The organism is Parageobacillus sp. NEAU-HV-2, from assembly GCF_059115485.1.
In genome coordinates this window covers 54,976-70,644 of sequence record NZ_JBXUJJ010000001.1, presented here as the reverse complement: position 1 = coordinate 70,644, position 15,669 = coordinate 54,976, and the positions used below count along the sequence as shown (strand labels likewise).

Here is a 15,669-nt window from a genome sequence, read left to right as displayed (position 1 = left end):
AATAAAAAATTGAACCTTTTCTTCCTCGACTTCGCCTTATATGCAGATAAAACTCTGACAAAAGAAAGGATGGTTGTATGCATGATGAACAACATCTTTTGTTTCAATGCAGACAAGGAAACAAAGACGCTTTTTATCTGCTTGTTTCCCCGCATCTAGCAAAAGCGTACCGGCTCGCTTTTACGATTCTTCGCTCGCACTACGATGCCGAAGACGTAGTGCAAAATAGTTTACTCGAAGTTTATCGTGCCATCAACGAAAATAAAGAAATCCGTCATTTCGCGTCATGGTTTTATCGCCTTGTCACACATCGCGCCATTGATTTGGCGCGCAAAATCGGAAAAGAAAGGCAATACACTGAAATCAGCGATGTGCTTCCGTTTTTATCGAATTCTCATCACTTGCCCGTTGACGAAGTGATCAGTAAAGAAGAGGAGCAGGAGCTTTTGGCGCATATTCTTAAGCTCGATATAAAATATCGCGTTATTCTTGTGCTTTATTACTATCAAAACATGAAAATTAGCGAGATTGCCGAACTTCTTCAAATCAAAGAAGGCACGGTAAAATCGCGGCTGTTCCAAGCGCGAAATTTGCTTTATCAATATTTTCAAAAAGAACGGAAGGAGGAGCTTCGATGAGTTCCCATGATGATTTAGTAAAGCAAAAGATAGAAAGCTCGATCGATCACATTCCCGTTCCGGAAAGCATTTTTGCTTTTGCCAAAGAACTTCCTTTCCAAGTAGAAAAACAACAAAATCCGAGACTCACACGTAAACCGAGATGGCGAAAATGGCTAGCAGTTGCTGCCGCTTCCATCTTCATCGGAATTTCAACAGGGGCTTATATTTCTCCGACATTTGCCGCCTACATTAAATCCTTTTTCATCCGTCCTGAGCTGGATGAAGGCTTGCAAACCGCTGCAAAAGAAGGATTCTCGCAAAAAACAGAAGCCGCTGTCACTGATCACGGTATTACGTTTAGAATCAAAGAAGTAATGGCGGATACGAATCGCCTTATCTTTACGTATAGTCTTGAAAACAAAAACGGAAAATTGATCGACCCAACTATTCTTTTTGAAAAAGAGCAATGGGGACCAAAGCAAACAATGTATTTTGTTAAACATGCCAATGAATTTTACATTACTAATGAGAAAGGGGAGGTCGTATCCACAAATAGGACATATCAAACAAACACGGGGAGAATGGTTTCGCAATCTATTGATCAAGTATTCCCTCACGACCATTACGCTGATCTTATGTTCTCATTAAACGATAAAGCCCTCGAAGCAAAACAGCTTTTTATCCATATCGATCTGAATCAAATTGGTACGGTCAATGGTCAATGGAAGCTGAAAATTCCAGTCAACATCGATAAAAGCATGTTGGCTACAAAAACAGTACCGATTGGCCAAACATATGTCACTGACGACGGATTGCAAATTACGGTGAAAAAACTTGTCTATTCTCCTACATTAACGAGCATTGAGTTAGAAACGTCATGGACAGAGGAAGGAAAAGAACGGCTAAAAAGCCACCCAGAATACTTGCTTGGTGACCAAATGTTTTATGAGCCGCTATTCGATATTGTAGATAGCAACGGAAATATTGTCGCAACAACTTTACCAAGATGGGACATCGAAACGTCAAAAAGAGAGGTATTTGTTTATAAAAAAGAATTTCCTTCCCGACAGCCAAATGTCGTCCGTTGGCGCTATTCGTTCCTCCCGTTTTCACCAAAAGGAACATACACATTTGTATTTCGCGGGATCGAAAGAACGGAATTCCCAAATCAATCGTTGACGTTCTCTGTGGAAGAATTGAAAAAGCAGCCAATTTCTCTTCGCTATAAAGGAAATACCCTTACGATTCATCAGTTGCGATTAGAAACAAATAAAGAGAACGAATCCGTTGGGATATTAGATGTAGAAACAAACACATATTTAGGAATGGACTTCCAACTAAGAGATGAGACACAGCAAGTCTACACAATCAACCAAAAAAATTCCTGGCTGCCAACGATCATCAGCTACGACGAAAAGAAAATGATGTATAAAATAAAAAGCAATGTCGAAGTAGAGGGAATGGACAAGATCCCGAAACAGCTGACAATTACTTTAAAATCGGTGATCGTATTTGATCCAAGCGAGAATTGGCATGTTTCACTTCCTGCCAGCAATGAATAATAAAAAAGCAGGGCACTCCCCTGCTTTTTTACTGCCCGGATGTCAACTTTAATCCGATCAGCCCGACAAGAATAAACAACAAAAAGATCATCCTCGGCACGGTCACCGACTCGTTTAAAAAGAGCATGCCGATCATGACCGCCCCCATCGCTCCGATTCCCGTCCATACTGCATAGGCGGTTCCGATTGGCAACGTTTTTGTCGCCATCGACAAAAAATAAAAGCTGGCAAGCGCACCGAAAACCGTAATGATGGACGGCACAAGCCGTGTAAATCCCATCGTATATTTTAACGCAACCGCCCATACCACTTCGAAAATGCCGGCAATGACTAAGTATACCCACGCCATGTTCATCACTCCTTTTTGTCCAAAATAAAAAAGCCGCGAAGAAATATCGAAACGATACTCTCCCGGGCTTTTATCTCTCCGTGTACGCGGAAATGCCGCGCGTTTTCTCTCGGTCGCAGACTGGCCGCCGAGCAGCCACGGAACCCCAGAAAACTTTTTATTCATATGCGACTTTCATTGTAACATACTGTTAGGTAAATGCAAGGAGTTTTCTTTATGTTCAGAGAATACAATAATAGAGAAAAGGAAAGGAGGAAAAAGCGTATATGCGCGAAGTACAGCGTCCGCCTTGGTATGCGAACGCGCTTGTCCTTATTGTCACCGCTGTTATGTGGTACGGATTTATCCAGCAAATCATATTTGGCATCCCATTTGGCGCGAAGCCGGCAAGCGATACAGGAATGTGGGGCTTGTTTCTGTTGTTCGACATTTGTTTTCCTCTCTTCTTTTTGTCGCTGAAACTAGTCACAAAAACGGAAAAAGAAGGACTCGTCATTCGTTTTTTCCCATTTCACTCCCGTGTTATTCCATATCAACAAATCAAAAACGTTCAAGTCCAGCCTTATCATCCTATGTCCTACGGCGGCTGGGGAATTCGCTGGAGCTTGAAAAAAGGCCGTGCTTACACGATGAAAGGAAAGAAGGGAATATGGATCGAACTGACAGACGGAGACGGTTTGTACCTTGGCTCGCAAAAACCGGAAGAACTTGCGAAATATATACAAAGAGAGTGTTTGCACCGCTAACAGGTGAACACTCTCTTTTGTATGTCATCCAATCTGCCTTCATATGAAAAAGCGCATAAAACTATTGCTGAATGATCAACTCGATTTCGTTGCCAAACGGATCGCTTGTCAATATGCCATTTTCGCTTCGCCGCACCGATGCACCGATATGTTGCAGCCGTTCCGCTACTTTCTGTCTTTCTGTTTCATCTGGAAGTACAATGGAAAATACACGTAGTCCTACAGCGTTCGCTGGCGGTTTTGGTGCCCCGACTCCAGCCCATGTGTTCAGTCCGATATGATGATGATAGCCGCCCGCGGATACGAATAACGCGTGCGTTCCCATGCGGATCGTTGGCTCAAAGCCTAACCCTTGCACATAAAAAGCATAAGCTTCATCTATATGGGCGACATGGAGGTGGATATGGCCAATCCGCGTTTGCTTTGGAAGGCACGACCACGCTTTTGTTCCCGCTTGCGCAAGCAATTTGTTCACATCTAACGGCTCGGTCACCCCTTTATATTCTCCGTTTGCCGTCTTTTCCCACTTTTCCACCGGCCGATCGGCGTATATTTCAATGCCGTTTCCGTCCGGGTCAGCCAAATACACTGCCTCGCTGAACAAATGATCGGATGCTCCTTGCAGCGGATAACCGCTCTCCAATAAATGAAGCAGCGACTGCGCGAGGCTCTTTCTGTCAGGCACTAAAATCGCGAAATGATACAGTCCCGTTGTCCGCGGCGGCTTCGGCACCGCATCCGCTTTTTCCTCGAGCACCACTAACGGGGTAACCCCATCTGCGGTTAATACCGCTTCGTGTTGATGTTGTTTTAATATGCGAAAACCGATAATTTCTGTATAGAAACGAAGCGACCGTTCCAAATTGGATACGATAAGATGAACATGTCCGATCGTTGTTTGAGGATGAATGATATCGTTCATTAGGATCACTCCCATCTTTAATATCCGACGGTAAACCGCATCTGGCTGAAGCGCGGGTTTTCGACTTCATCGAGGATTGCTACTGCAAAGTCTTCCGCCGAAATCCGGCTTTCACCGTTTGCATCGACAACAAGCCGTTTTGTATCTGTACAGTACGTTCCCGTCCGCTTTCCCGGTGCAATCATCGCCGCTGGACTTACGTTTGTCCCATTTAATTCTTTTTCTTGAAGTAATAGAGGAGAAAATATCGTTGTAACAATTATAGTTACAACCAGTTTAAAAAAATTATGGACGATTCGCTTCGATTTTTTGCGCTAATGTCGTCACAATATCGTGCAGGCGGATTTCCCGCAAAACGTTTTCCATTGCCGCTTGCGCCCGATGCAAGATGACTTCAAGAACGGCTTGAATATTTGCCCCTACTGGACATTGCGGATTTGGATGTTCATGAATTTGAAACAACTCTCCCCCTTCTACTACTTCGGCCGCCCGATAAATGTCAAGCAGGGTAATCTCTTGCGTATCCTTCGTAAGAAACGCTCCCCCCGTCCCCGGGCGGACTTGAACAAATCCTGCTTTTTTTAGCTGCCCGATTACGCGTCGGACAACGACCGGATTCGTATTAACGCTTCCGGCAATCCATTCCGATGTACAGTGCGCGTTTTTTTCCAATGCTAATAAAGCTAAAATGTGGACTGCAACAGTAAAACGGCTGCTAATTTTCATCATGCTCCTCCTCTTGTAACCATTGTAGTTACAACATGACATAAAGTCAATATTAGAAAATGAACCTTTCCTCCTAAATAAGGTTTTTGGTTCAACCAATGAAAATAACACAGCCTAGTAGTTCTCAGCTGCCATAATAAAAATACTCCCATGATTATGGCAGTATAGCAAAAAAACAATATAAAACAATTCTCTAGCCTTTTAGAATGAATTCATTTCCATCGTTATCCTTGAATTGTACAAATGTGCCCCATTGCATTTTTTGCGGTTCTCCTAAAAATTCCACACCTTTAGCTTTCATCGTTTCATATGTACCTAGCACATCATCGCACTCAAACACAATAGACGGCTTTCTTTCATTCCAATCTTTCATCATTGATTTTGGATAAATGACCAATGCTGTTTGTGCCCCTTTTGGAGCTACTTCCAGCCAAAAAGCATTCGGCCCCATTGGATGCTCAGCGACCACTTCAAACCCTGCTTTTTCTGTCCAAAACTCTTTCGCTTTTTGCTGGTCTTCTACATAAATAGCAACAGTTGCAATGCGTTTAATCATCGAGTTTCCTCCTCTATAAATTCAAAGATGTCTTATTTTGTCCATTTTGTAATGGTATCATATTTTTGTCTTTTGCGTACTCATTTTCAGCGAAAAAAAGAGCCTTCATTTTTCATTATGAGCTCGGATATTTCCCCATGCAAGTCAATCGCCGCTTCCATTGATTGCGTAAAATCATTCTTACGTACTACAGTATATGAAATAAATGTGAACATCATTGACAAAAACAATAACTATCTTTAATATACCGTATAGGGTATATATTTAAAGAATCAATCAATACAAAAACAGATAAGACCTTTCACACTTGCAATAATAGCCATCTATATGTAAATGCAACTTCGCAACCAAATAATGGAGGGGAATGTTCATGAGAAAAATTGTGATTGTCGGCGGGGTAGCAGGGGGAGCTACCGCAGCAGCCCGTTTACGCCGATTAAGCGAAAAATACCAAATTATTATGTTTGAAAGAGGCGAATACATTTCGTTTGCCAACTGCGGCCTGCCTTATTATATCGGTGAAGTCATTACAGATAGAAACAAACTATTAGTCCAAACGGTTGAAGGGATGGCGAAGCGTTTTCGTATTGATGTTCGCAATTTAAGCGAAGTCACAGCGATTCATCGTGACCGTAAAACCGTTACAGTCAAAAATATCCGCACTGGCGAAGAATACGAAGAAACATACGATAAGTTAATTTTGTCGCCTGGCGCAAAGCCGATGATACCGCCAATTCCTGGAATTCATGAAACCAACGCGTTATTTACGCTTCGCAATCTATCTGATACAGATAAAATAAAAGCGTATATCGATCACGAAAAACCAAAAAGCGCCGTAGTCATTGGCGGAGGGTTTATCGGTGTCGAGATGGCAGAAAACTTAGTTAAACGCGGGGTAAACGTAACGCTTGTGGAAATGTCGAATCAAGTGTTGGCACCGATTGACTATGAGATGGCATCGATCGTTCACGCGCATATGCGAGAAAATGGCGTAAATTTGATTTTGGAAGATGGCGTGAAAGCTTTCGAAGACAACGGCCGACGTATTATTCTAAATAGCGGCCGCACGTTTGAAACCGATATGATTATTTTGGCCATCGGGGTGCAGCCAGAAAGTCAATTAGCGAAAAACGCCGGCCTTGAGCTTGGGGTGCGCGGCACTATCAAAGTCAATGAATATTTGCAAACATCGGATCCGAACATTTACGCCATCGGCGATGCTATCGAAGTAAAAAACTACATTCACGGTTTTGCGACGTTCGTCCCTCTTGCATGGCCGGCGAACCGCCAAGGCCGCCTGGTAGCGGACCATATTCACGGACTCGATGTGAAATACAATGGCACATTAGGAACCGCCATCGTGAAAATTTTCGAATTAACCGTTGCAGCAACAGGAAATAATGAAAAAATCTTAAAACAACTTGGCATTCCATACGAAGTTGTCCATGTTCATCCGATGAGCCATGCGGGCTATTATCCAAATGCAACCCAAATGACATTGAAATTGATTTTTGACAAAGAAACAGGCAAAATTTACGGTGCGCAAGCTGTTGGGAAAGATGGCGTCGACAAACGTATTGACGTCATCGCAACCGCTATTAAAGGCGGCTTAACGGTTCGTGATTTGCCGGATTTAGAACTCGCCTACGCACCGCCGTTTTCTTCCGCAAAAGATCCGGTGAATATGGCGGGTTACGTCGCTTCGAACATCCTCGATGGAATGGTGGAAACCGTGCAATGGCATGAAATTGATGAAATCATTGCAAACGGAGGCACGCTCATCGACGTTCGTACACCAAAAGAAGCCGCACGTGGAACCATCCATGGTGCCATAAATATTCCGCTTGATGAACTGCGCGAACGTTTAGCGGAACTTCCGAAAGACAAAACCATTTACGTAACATGTCAAGTCGGCTTGCGTGGATATTTAGCGACACGAATTTTGCGCGACAACGGTTTCCGCGCGAAAAATTTAGATGGCGGCTATAAATTGTACTCTTCCGTATTTGGTGCAAAACATTAATGTTTAAAGATATGCCGCCGGAAAGCGCAAAAAAATAATGAACCACTCCCACCTTCATTCCATTAAGAGGTGGGAGTTTCTTATTATCTCCATCGAAGAAGTTTATGCATAGAAAAACTCTTGTATGGAACGCCTATTCGTTTTTATACAACAAAACTTCCGATTCATCTTCCCCTTCCCTTCATTTAGAAAAAGGAGACTTTTCGGGAAAAATGGTAAACAGTCAGCGGTTTTAGGCGTTTATTTTACCACTTCATGAAACGTAGCTTCTGTTATGCTTTGCAAATCTTTCACGCTAAGTTCAATTAACACACCGATTTTGCCGCCGCTAACGATGATATGCTCAAATTGAGAAGCACTGGAATCGATAAAGGTCGGATAATGTTTTATCATCCCTATCGGCGAACACCCTCCACGAATATAGCCCGTCAACTTTTGTATCTCTTTCATCGGCACCAGCGCGACATTTTTCTCTCCCGTTATTTTCGCAGCTTTTTTCAAATCCAGTTCCGATTCTACAGGGACGACAAACACATAAACGTTCCCGCTCTTCCCCTGCGTAACTAATGTTTTATATACCAATTGCGGGTCTTTCCCAATTTTTTGGACAACAGATATGCCGTCAATTTTTCCATCCTGACTGTCGTAAGTAATGACATTGTAAGGAATCATTTTTTTATCAAGAACACGCATCGCGTTGGTTTTTTCTTTCGCCATTTTTCTTCCCTCCAGTAAATGCTGGATAATCAACACTCATGATACTACAATGAATATCCCCATTTCCACTTTGCAATATGAAACAATAGGTGGTTACCCGTTCATTCCGATTCAACGTTCGCCGCCTATTTTCCTGCGCTGGTTAGCTGCCTAGCAATTTCAACTTTTTTCGTTCAAAGAATCAAAATCTGCTCTATGTAACAATGGCCCCAAAAACATAACAAACCCAGTTGATCACTGGGTTTGTTATATGATGATTACTTTCCAGTTAATGCAGGTTCTTTTTGCGCGCCTTCATCCTTTTTTGGCATCTCGCGAACCCCAAATGCAACACGTTTAATGTTGAACAAATGATGCACTGTAACGTTGTCAGATGTAACGTTGTTACCGATAGCACCGCATCCAAGTGTCAAGGATGGTTTTACATTCACTGTAGCACCAATTCCGCCAAATGTTGTACCAGCATTTACAATAATACGTCCTGCTGGTTTATTGATCGTGTACGCTTCGATCACTTTTTCGTCTTCAGCGTGAATTCCAACTGTGTGGCCGAGTCCGCCCGCTTCAAGCAGTTTTTGTGCAAGATCGCTTGCTTCTTCCATATCTTTCACTGTATAGAATGCTAGAATTGGAGACAATTTTTCAATGGAGAATGGATATTCTTTACCCACTCCTGTTTCTTCCGCAACAAGCACTTTCACATCGGACGGAACCTCAATTCCAGCCATTCCCGCAATTACTTGAGGCGTTTTTCCTACAATCTTAGCATTTAATGCTCCGTTTACCATAATAACAGATTCAACTTTACGTTTTTCATCTTCATTCAAGAAGTAAGCGCCTTGTTGTTTTAACTCAGCAACGACTTTTTCTTTAATAGACTCATCAACTAAAAGAGCTTGTTCGGAAGCACAAATTGTTCCATAGTCGAAAGTCTTGCTTTGGATGATTAGTTGAACAGCTTTTGCGATATTGGCACTTTCATGAATGTAAACAGGCACATTTCCAGGTCCTACGCCATAGGCAGGCTTTCCAGAACTGTAAGCTGCTTTCACCAAACCAGGACCGCCTGTTGCGAGAATGACGCCGGTTAATTTATGTCTCATTAACTCATTTGTTGCAGGCAATGTTGGTTGCTTGATGCAAGAAATCAAACCTTTTGGCGCCCCAGCGCGTTCTGCCGCTTCTTGCATGATTCTTGCCGCTTCTACTGTACATTTTGCAGCCCCTGGGTGTGGACTGAAAATAATAGCATTTCTTGCTTTCACTGCGATCAATGATTTAAAAATAACTGTGGAAGTTGGGTTTGTGGATGGGACGATTCCTGCAACGATCCCTACAGGTTGAGCAACTTCCCATACGCGATTTTCGTCATCCTTACGAATAATCCCGACAGTTTTCACATCTTTGATAGAGTTGTAAACGTCATTCGCTGCGAAAAGATTTTTCAACGTTTTATCTGCTACATTACCAAACCCGGTTTCTTCGACCGCCATAGCTGCCAAACGGCTAGCTTCCTCTCTAGCTGCGTTTGCCATGCTTTCAACAATTTGGTCAATCTCGTCTTGCGTCATTTTTTCAAGGATTTTTTGCGCTGATTTTGCTTGCTCAAGGTAGTCTCTTACTTCCTGAATGGATTGTAAATCAATATCACGTATCATCTTTGATTCTCTCCCTTTTATTTGATCTCGCCCTTCCCAGATTTCTTGTAACTGGCGGGACGATTTTGGCATAACATCGAACGACTATTTTTCCATGCTGTTCGCATGAGCAGCAACTTTATATCTTTTGCGGCCTACCATCACCCCCTCTAAATGCAAGCCCTTGGCAACATCGTGATCCGCTCCGCTGAAATAATGATGTTCTTGCATCATTCGATGCATATCAGCCACCTCGATCTAAGGGATAAATCACTCTTTTTGATTGTTTCGCATCATCTGACGATTACTGTAATGCCTTAACCGCTCAATCTGCATATACAAAACTATTAAATAGTACCCGCCTTTCATCGTAAGGATAAGGCAATATCGGACGCGCAAAATTGGTAACGGTTACATAAAGCGGTTACATAAAAGTCTAAAGTTTTGCTCGGCAGGTTTTCACGCACATTTAGAGACAGTTGATATTCTCCGCCGTTTTTTGTCCTGTACATCCCAATTCATGATCGAACTACCGGCTTTTGAGACACACCACTCCTGAATGTTTTTCATCATTCCCGTGTCATTAAAATCTTGAGCAACCTCATTTCGCTCAAATCAAGACTAGTAGACGAACAAGCATAACCATCCTCATAAAACATCCAAGAACCGGCGATTCCGATCTCAAGAATGATTAGAAACGGAATCGCACGGGTCCTTAATATTTCATTTCACTAAGTCACTTTTCCGTTAATGCCGGAAAGTGCGGAACAACTTCCTCCCCTAATTCTTCAATCACTTCTTCAACAGGACGGTGGCCATATTTTAAGTTGATAATCACGTGATTGACACCAATATTTTTAAGACCTTCAAGAAATTCAATGAGTATATTGCGCCCGACTCGAAATCCTAAATGAATAGGAATTGGCGGATGATTTGGGTCCTCTGTCAAATCTACATATAAAGATTGAGTGAACGGTTTAAACTGATCGGTATGAGAGCGCCAATTTTTAATCAGTTCCGCTTGGAATCGCAAGTTGCGAGGATAATACATCCAACCATCGCCGTTTTCGGCAATCCATTCCACGGACTGAGAGCTATGGCCGGTTACCAGCACCGGAATGTCCGACAAACGCGGTTTCGGCAAAAGGTCCCCGCTCGACATATGAACTCGTGGTGATTCGATGACCGGAAAATTCTCCTTCCACGCTTTTTTCATTACCAATACGGCTTCTTGAAACATAGTACTGCGCTGTTCAGGATCAACGGAAAATGCTGGAAATTCGATAGGACGATCCCCGGTCGCCACCCCGAGAATCAAACGTTCACCAGACAGTTTGTCAACCGAAGCGGCTGCTTTGGCAACATGCAAAGGATGACGCAAGGTGAGAATAATGCTTGCAGTTCCCAAAGCAATCTTTTCGGTATGAGCGGCTATATATCCTAAATAAACCCAAGGATCATAAATTTGGCCCACATCCCCAAAATAAGGGTCATGCAACGGAACGTCTCTAACGAACAATGCAGCAAAATTGAGCTCTTCTGCTCTTTTTGCCAGTTTCACTTGCTTTTCAATGTCCATTTTGGGAATGCTGCCTTCGTATGATTCTATAGGAAAGAACAAACCGAGAGTGAGGTGATTTTCTTTAAACATGCGTGAATATCCTTTGTGTTTTTCAAATCGGTTCATCATCGTTCCTCCACATTTACATTTTTTTGCTTTTTAATATGCGCAAATTTATGTTTACCAAATCGGTTTATCGCCTTTGTCTAATCTATTTTTATAAATATCTAGAATTATCGATATAAAATATAAAAAATAAAAGAGATTCAGTACCCATCTGTATTTATAAATATCTAGAACTATAGATATAATAATACAAAAACAAAAGAGATTCAAGATCAAAATCTAAGCACTGAACCTCTGCACAACTAAAGTCGGCAGGTTTTGGCGTACTAAAGAGTTTTTCCTACACCTGCATGAAGGCACTCACTCTTGTTCCGTTAAGTTATCATGGACAAACACCTCACTGGTGTTTAGCACCCTATCGGCTCGGTTCAAAACCATTTTCCACTCCATCCCCATGACTCAAGTCACGCGCTTGGTGGCTATATACTTTTGTATGAGTGGGATTGGTCTACAAATCTCTAGATAACAATTCGATCAATTTTTTGATGTTCTCCTCATCCCTTTTATAATAAGTCCATTGCCCAACTCGTTTTGCTTTTATCAATCCGGCATTTTGCAGCATGGATAGGTAAAGGGACACTGTAGATTGTGACAATCCGACTTTTTTATGGATGTCGCTCACGCAAACTCCATCTTCATGTATATCCCCGTGTTGCGGTTTTGGAAAGTGGAGTTCAGGATTCTTTAACCACTGTACGATCTGCAGTCTCGTTTCATTCGACAAGGCTTTAAACACTTCTGAAAGTTCCATTGCTACCTCCAAGTTCATCAAATTTTCATATAATAATTATATTACATTCATATTATACATTCCTGCGCTTGAGTAAATTAATTAACATAAATTCAAAAATTATAAATACATATAAACACCATAAAAAAAGACATGAACCGACTCCTAGAATAGGATATGCAAACAAACTATCCAAATACGGAAGTTTATGCCTCTCGTATGGATAGATTAGCACATCACCAAGAAATCTACAATCCCCTATCTACTTACAATGAAATCTGGAACTGCATAGTAGCCTTTGCACCAATTTTATTTGGGCCATAAATATTGTGAGATCCAGTTGTTCAAAATGATCTTTGGATTTGCCAATTAGTCAGAACATATAACAAACCCAGCTTGCCGCTGGGTTTGTTATATAACGATCACTTTCCTGCTTTTAGACTAGTGCAGGATTTTCCACTTTTACGTCTGCCTCTTGTTTTGGCATCTCGCGAATTCCATATGCCAAACGTTTAATATTAAGCAAATGCTGTGGCTCAATATTGTCAGAAGTAATATTATTGCCAAAAGAACCACATCCCAATGTCAAGGATGGCTGAACTGCCGTAGTGGCACTGATTCCGCCAAACGTCGTACCGGAATTTATAATAATACGTGCAACCGGTTTATCGATAGCGAATGCTTCTATAATCTTTTCGTCTTCACAGTAAATTCCTAAGGTGTGGCCAAGCCCACCCAATTCAAGCAGTGTGGAAAAGGAAACAATAAACTGGAGAACAACAAAGGAGGCAATATCGTGGCTTATGTAGGATATGATTTACTGAAACAGCCACATTGGTAGTATGGATTTAATCACTATTGCTGTATGTATAACTTAATTTTGAGTTTTTAGTGTAATTTTGCCACAACATCCACAAGATTAAGGGTTTGGAGAGATGCAACCGTATTTTAGGGCGTTTCTAATAAAATGGAATATAAGGGAAGTATCATATCTCTAATATCAATAAATATTATTTAACATGGCCTTCCCTTTAAAGCCCATTGTGGCAGATCTGCTTGCAATTTAAAATTGAAATTTACAACACTCTCTTAGCACCGATAAAATTTTTCTTCCAATATGAGCTTAATTCTGTGATGGTTACTTTTTTTCCTTGGCGGTACGTATGAAGCATTCGATTGTTTCCTATATAGATCGCAACATGTCCGATTTTAGCAATTCCTTTTCTTTTTTTCTTTTTTCTGTCGTAAAAAACAATAAGTCACCTTTTTGAATCCGCTGTAAAGGAACAGGGGTACCTACTAAGAATTGTTGCCGGGAGTTTCTAGGAAGAGGAATGCCGTTCACACCAAAAACGTACTGGGTAAATGAACTACAATCAAACATATCTGTGCGATAGGATGGAGCATTAAATACATACGGAGTTCCAAGATATTTCTTACCTGTCAAAATAATTCGGTCTGCCAACATATTAATCACCCTCTTTAAACAGTCGCTATATAATCCATAACATTCCGATCTCCTGTCATTTGATTGGACGAGTTTTTTATAAAAAACACCTATTTTAATGGGAATCGGCAAATAAGGAGATATAATTGGCTTGTCTAGGTACATGTGCCACCAAACAAATCTTATCAAAACCTTTCATGGATGATAGAAGAAAATGTAAATAAACATTTGATTAATTTTTCAGGCCATGACAGGAACTAAGTAAAAAATGGGTGAGCAATGGTATCGAAAAAGAACCCGTATCATTGCATAATGAGTAATGATACGGGTTCTAATGATCAAAAATTGTTTTTTGGAACAAAAGAAAGCTTATTCATTGGAAATAATGACCTTTAATGCTCTTTCTTTTGCTGCGTTGCCAAATACCTCATAAGCCTTCATAATATCGGAAAAGGCAAAGCGATGTGTAATTAATTGTTCCGGTTTCAATTTTTTCGACTGCACCGTTTTTAATAACATCGGTGTAGAAGTCGTATTGACAAGACCGGTTGTTAGCGTAATGTTACGTATCCATAATTTTTCAATATGAAACTCAACACTTTTTCCATGAACACCTACATTGGCTATATGGCCGCCTGCTTTTATAATTTCTTGGCAAATATCAAATGTAGGTCGAATTCCGACGGCTTCTATCGCGACGTCTACACCTTTTCCGTCGGTTAATTCCATAATCTTTTCAACCGCCTTACCGTCACCGCTATTCACCACTTGGGTGGCACCAAATTTTTTGGCAACTTCTAGACGGTTATCGTCTAAGTCAACCATAATGATCTCTGCAGGGGAATAAAACTGAGCGGTTAATAGCGCTGCCATACCTACGGGACCAGCTCCGATAATGGCAACTGTTTGCCCAGGCTGAACTTTACCGTTTAACACGCCAATTTCAAACCCTGTCGGAAGAATGTCGCTAAGCATGACGAGAGCCTCTTCATCCACACCTTCCGGAATTGGATAAAGGCTATTGTCCGCGTACGGAATTCTTACATACTCTGCTTGGGTTCCATCAATTAAGTGTCCTAAGATCCAACCTCCATCTTCACAATGGGCATACAACCCTTTTTTGCAATTTTCGCATTTTCCGCAGGAGGTAATACAAGAAATTAACACTCTATCGCCTTTTTTGAAATTTTTTACAGCCGAACCAACTTCTTCAATAATCCCTACACCTTCATGGCCTAAAATTCGACCTTCTTCTACGGTCGGGACATCTCCTTTAAGAATATGCAAATCCGTTCCGCAAATTGTTGTTTTTGTTATCTTAACGATTACATCTGTCTCTTTTTCGATTTGCGGTTTCGGCTTTTCCATTACTTCTTTTTTTCCTGGTCCTAGATATGTAAGGGCTTTCAATTTTAGTTCCTCCTTAGAAAAAGTTTGAATCCTCCCAACTCTCATCTTACAGTAAGAAAAAAATTGTGTCAAATTTTCGTCGAAATTGCGACAAGATTGTGTCGAAGATTTTTTTCTGTCTAGGCTTTCCTCTTTGTGTATCTCCTTCCCAAACGAAAGGAAACAAATTTTTTTCCGCCAACATTTTGCTCATAGATAGGCAAGGAAATCCTCGCCTATTCACACTGGGTCATTATCCACGTTACTGTAAGACTCAATCGCTTGATCGAGCGCCCGATATGCTTCGGCAAAAGCGTTCGTTGCCGATTCATCTCCCGCATTGGCAAGCTGTGTTTGCGCGTTTTTCGCATGGGTGACAGCGCGAATGACATCTTCAATCATTTGCTGTTTGTCACCTGCCGTCGCCTTTAACTGCTCAAGTTCATGGAGACATTGATCCAAATCATAGGCGCCCGGTTGGTCAAACGATTGTTCCAACTTTTCTTTGACACGTTGCAATACTTCTTTCATCCATGCCCACCTTCCTGATTATTTTAT

General features: G+C 41.5%; 18 protein-coding genes, 1 pseudogene and 1 riboswitch. Of the genes and pseudogenes, 4 read left to right on the top strand and 15 right to left on the bottom strand.

Features of this window, described 5'->3' with window-relative positions:
* Nucleotides 1–77: 77 nt before the first annotated feature.
* Both AC1WMD_RS00465 and AC1WMD_RS00460 read left to right on the top strand, forming a co-directional pair.
* On the top strand, nucleotides 78–638 hold the full coding sequence (locus tag AC1WMD_RS00465) for an RNA polymerase sigma factor (protein ID WP_043903656.1): 561 nt from the start codon (nucleotides 78–80) through the stop codon (nucleotides 636–638).
* Nucleotides 635–2,182: a DUF4179 domain-containing protein gene (locus AC1WMD_RS00460; RefSeq protein ID WP_494255728.1), complete on the top strand. Its 1,548-nt coding sequence runs from the start codon at nucleotides 635–637 to the stop codon at nucleotides 2,180–2,182. The genes AC1WMD_RS00465 and AC1WMD_RS00460 overlap by 4 nt, the downstream gene beginning before the upstream one ends.
* A gap of 28 nt (nucleotides 2,183–2,210) precedes the next feature.
* Here the strand turns inward: AC1WMD_RS00460 and AC1WMD_RS00455 are convergent, their stop codons facing one another.
* Complete coding sequence (locus AC1WMD_RS00455) at nucleotides 2,211–2,531, bottom strand: DMT family transporter (protein WP_494255727.1); 321 nt, start codon at nucleotides 2,529–2,531, stop codon at nucleotides 2,211–2,213.
* A gap of 57 nt (nucleotides 2,532–2,588) precedes the next feature.
* Nucleotides 2,589–2,691, bottom strand: a riboswitch (guanidine-I (ykkC/yxkD leader).
* Nucleotides 2,692–2,797: 106 nt separating this feature from the next.
* Between AC1WMD_RS00455 and AC1WMD_RS00450 the strand changes: the two genes are divergently transcribed.
* Entirely contained in the window at nucleotides 2,798–3,277 is a 480-nt protein-coding gene (locus AC1WMD_RS00450; RefSeq protein WP_043903654.1) for a DUF6141 family protein, read from the top strand.
* 61 nt (nucleotides 3,278–3,338) lie between these two features.
* Here the strand turns inward: AC1WMD_RS00450 and AC1WMD_RS00445 are convergent, their stop codons facing one another.
* From AC1WMD_RS00445 to AC1WMD_RS00430, 4 genes are all read right to left on the bottom strand, one after another.
* A complete protein-coding gene (locus AC1WMD_RS00445; RefSeq protein ID WP_494255726.1) occupies nucleotides 3,339–4,199 on the bottom strand; it encodes a VOC family protein in 861 nt (286 codons plus the stop codon).
* A gap of 17 nt (nucleotides 4,200–4,216) precedes the next feature.
* On the bottom strand, nucleotides 4,217–4,384 hold the full coding sequence (locus tag AC1WMD_RS00440; protein ID WP_260676105.1) for an NAD(P)-dependent oxidoreductase: 168 nt from the start codon (nucleotides 4,382–4,384) through the stop codon (nucleotides 4,217–4,219).
* A gap of 100 nt (nucleotides 4,385–4,484) precedes the next feature.
* Nucleotides 4,485–4,925 carry an Rrf2 family transcriptional regulator gene (locus AC1WMD_RS00435; protein WP_043903652.1) on the bottom strand — a complete coding sequence of 147 codons (441 nt, stop codon included), beginning with the start codon at nucleotides 4,923–4,925 and terminating at the stop codon, nucleotides 4,485–4,487.
* A 193-nt stretch (nucleotides 4,926–5,118) separates the two neighbouring features.
* On the bottom strand, nucleotides 5,119–5,481 hold the full coding sequence (locus AC1WMD_RS00430; RefSeq protein WP_017436650.1) for a VOC family protein: 363 nt from the start codon (nucleotides 5,479–5,481) through the stop codon (nucleotides 5,119–5,121).
* Between the two features lie 370 nt (nucleotides 5,482–5,851).
* Here AC1WMD_RS00430 and cdr point away from each other — a divergent pair, with 370 nt between their 5' ends.
* Nucleotides 5,852–7,504: a CoA-disulfide reductase gene (gene cdr / locus AC1WMD_RS00425; protein ID WP_494255725.1), complete on the top strand. Its 1,653-nt coding sequence runs from the start codon at nucleotides 5,852–5,854 to the stop codon at nucleotides 7,502–7,504.
* Nucleotides 7,505–7,744: 240 nt separating this feature from the next.
* Here cdr and ybaK read toward each other — a convergent pair whose 3' ends face one another.
* The 10 genes and pseudogenes from ybaK to AC1WMD_RS00375 form a co-directional block, all read right to left on the bottom strand.
* Nucleotides 7,745–8,221 (bottom strand): Cys-tRNA(Pro) deacylase, encoded by a 477-nt coding sequence (gene ybaK, locus AC1WMD_RS00420; RefSeq protein WP_043903650.1) that lies wholly within the window; start codon nucleotides 8,219–8,221, stop codon nucleotides 7,745–7,747.
* A gap of 257 nt (nucleotides 8,222–8,478) precedes the next feature.
* The gene (locus AC1WMD_RS00415) at nucleotides 8,479–9,879 is read right to left on the bottom strand and encodes an acetaldehyde dehydrogenase (acetylating) (protein ID WP_088124102.1); all 1,401 of its coding nucleotides are present in this window, start codon (nucleotides 9,877–9,879) and stop codon (nucleotides 8,479–8,481) included.
* 84 nt (nucleotides 9,880–9,963) lie between these two features.
* Nucleotides 9,964–10,101: a hypothetical protein gene (locus AC1WMD_RS00410; RefSeq protein ID WP_494255724.1), complete on the bottom strand. Its 138-nt coding sequence runs from the start codon at nucleotides 10,099–10,101 to the stop codon at nucleotides 9,964–9,966.
* Nucleotides 10,102–10,594: 493 nt separating this feature from the next.
* Entirely contained in the window at nucleotides 10,595–11,545 is a 951-nt protein-coding gene (locus tag AC1WMD_RS00405; protein WP_494255960.1) for an LLM class oxidoreductase, read from the bottom strand.
* Between the two features lie 448 nt (nucleotides 11,546–11,993).
* Nucleotides 11,994–12,296: an ArsR/SmtB family transcription factor gene (locus AC1WMD_RS00400; protein WP_043903648.1), complete on the bottom strand. Its 303-nt coding sequence runs from the start codon at nucleotides 12,294–12,296 to the stop codon at nucleotides 11,994–11,996.
* A gap of 415 nt (nucleotides 12,297–12,711) precedes the next feature.
* A pseudogene (locus tag AC1WMD_RS00395) lies at nucleotides 12,712–13,023 on the bottom strand (acetaldehyde dehydrogenase); the annotation flags it as partial.
* Between the two features lie 328 nt (nucleotides 13,024–13,351).
* A complete protein-coding gene (locus AC1WMD_RS00390) occupies nucleotides 13,352–13,447 on the bottom strand; it encodes a hypothetical protein (RefSeq protein WP_088124101.1) in 96 nt (31 codons plus the stop codon).
* Nucleotides 13,448–13,458: 11 nt separating this feature from the next.
* Complete coding sequence (locus tag AC1WMD_RS00385) at nucleotides 13,459–13,743, bottom strand: C40 family peptidase (protein ID WP_052351411.1); 285 nt, start codon at nucleotides 13,741–13,743, stop codon at nucleotides 13,459–13,461.
* A gap of 348 nt (nucleotides 13,744–14,091) precedes the next feature.
* Complete coding sequence (locus AC1WMD_RS00380; RefSeq protein WP_043903647.1) at nucleotides 14,092–15,132, bottom strand: zinc-dependent alcohol dehydrogenase family protein; 1,041 nt, start codon at nucleotides 15,130–15,132, stop codon at nucleotides 14,092–14,094.
* Between the two features lie 219 nt (nucleotides 15,133–15,351).
* A complete protein-coding gene (locus tag AC1WMD_RS00375; protein WP_043903646.1) occupies nucleotides 15,352–15,642 on the bottom strand; it encodes a hypothetical protein in 291 nt (96 codons plus the stop codon).
* Nucleotides 15,643–15,669: the final 27 nt, after the last annotated feature.

What these genes read in the sequence shown, in the direction of transcription:
- AC1WMD_RS00465 (WP_043903656.1), top strand. Translation starts at nt 78, where the DNA reads ATGCATGATGAACAACATCTTTTGTTTCAATGCAGACAAGGAAACAAA.
- AC1WMD_RS00460 (WP_494255728.1), top strand. Translation starts at nt 635, where the DNA reads ATGAGTTCCCATGATGATTTAGTAAAGCAAAAGATAGAAAGCTCGATC.
- AC1WMD_RS00455 (WP_494255727.1), bottom strand. Translation starts at nt 2,531, where the DNA reads ATGGCGTGGGTATACTTAGTCATTGCCGGCATTTTCGAAGTGGTATGG.
- AC1WMD_RS00450 (WP_043903654.1), top strand. Translation starts at nt 2,798, where the DNA reads ATGCGCGAAGTACAGCGTCCGCCTTGGTATGCGAACGCGCTTGTCCTT.
- AC1WMD_RS00445 (WP_494255726.1), bottom strand. Translation starts at nt 4,199, where the DNA reads ATGAACGATATCATTCATCCTCAAACAACGATCGGACATGTTCATCTT.
- AC1WMD_RS00440 (WP_260676105.1), bottom strand. Translation starts at nt 4,384, where the DNA reads ATGATTGCACCGGGAAAGCGGACGGGAACGTACTGTACAGATACAAAA.
- AC1WMD_RS00435 (WP_043903652.1), bottom strand. Translation starts at nt 4,925, where the DNA reads ATGAAAATTAGCAGCCGTTTTACTGTTGCAGTCCACATTTTAGCTTTA.
- AC1WMD_RS00430 (WP_017436650.1), bottom strand. Translation starts at nt 5,481, where the DNA reads ATGATTAAACGCATTGCAACTGTTGCTATTTATGTAGAAGACCAGCAA.
- cdr (WP_494255725.1), top strand. Translation starts at nt 5,852, where the DNA reads ATGAGAAAAATTGTGATTGTCGGCGGGGTAGCAGGGGGAGCTACCGCA.
- ybaK (WP_043903650.1), bottom strand. Translation starts at nt 8,221, where the DNA reads ATGGCGAAAGAAAAAACCAACGCGATGCGTGTTCTTGATAAAAAAATG.
- AC1WMD_RS00415 (WP_088124102.1), bottom strand. Translation starts at nt 9,879, where the DNA reads ATGATACGTGATATTGATTTACAATCCATTCAGGAAGTAAGAGACTAC.
- AC1WMD_RS00410 (WP_494255724.1), bottom strand. Translation starts at nt 10,101, where the DNA reads ATGCATCGAATGATGCAAGAACATCATTATTTCAGCGGAGCGGATCAC.
- AC1WMD_RS00405 (WP_494255960.1), bottom strand. Translation starts at nt 11,545, where the DNA reads ATGAACCGATTTGAAAAACACAAAGGATATTCACGCATGTTTAAAGAA.
- AC1WMD_RS00400 (WP_043903648.1), bottom strand. Translation starts at nt 12,296, where the DNA reads ATGGAACTTTCAGAAGTGTTTAAAGCCTTGTCGAATGAAACGAGACTG.
- AC1WMD_RS00390 (WP_088124101.1), bottom strand. Translation starts at nt 13,447, where the DNA reads ATGCTTCATACGTACCGCCAAGGAAAAAAAGTAACCATCACAGAATTA.
- AC1WMD_RS00385 (WP_052351411.1), bottom strand. Translation starts at nt 13,743, where the DNA reads ATGTTGGCAGACCGAATTATTTTGACAGGTAAGAAATATCTTGGAACT.
- AC1WMD_RS00375 (WP_043903646.1), bottom strand. Translation starts at nt 15,642, where the DNA reads ATGAAAGAAGTATTGCAACGTGTCAAAGAAAAGTTGGAACAATCGTTT.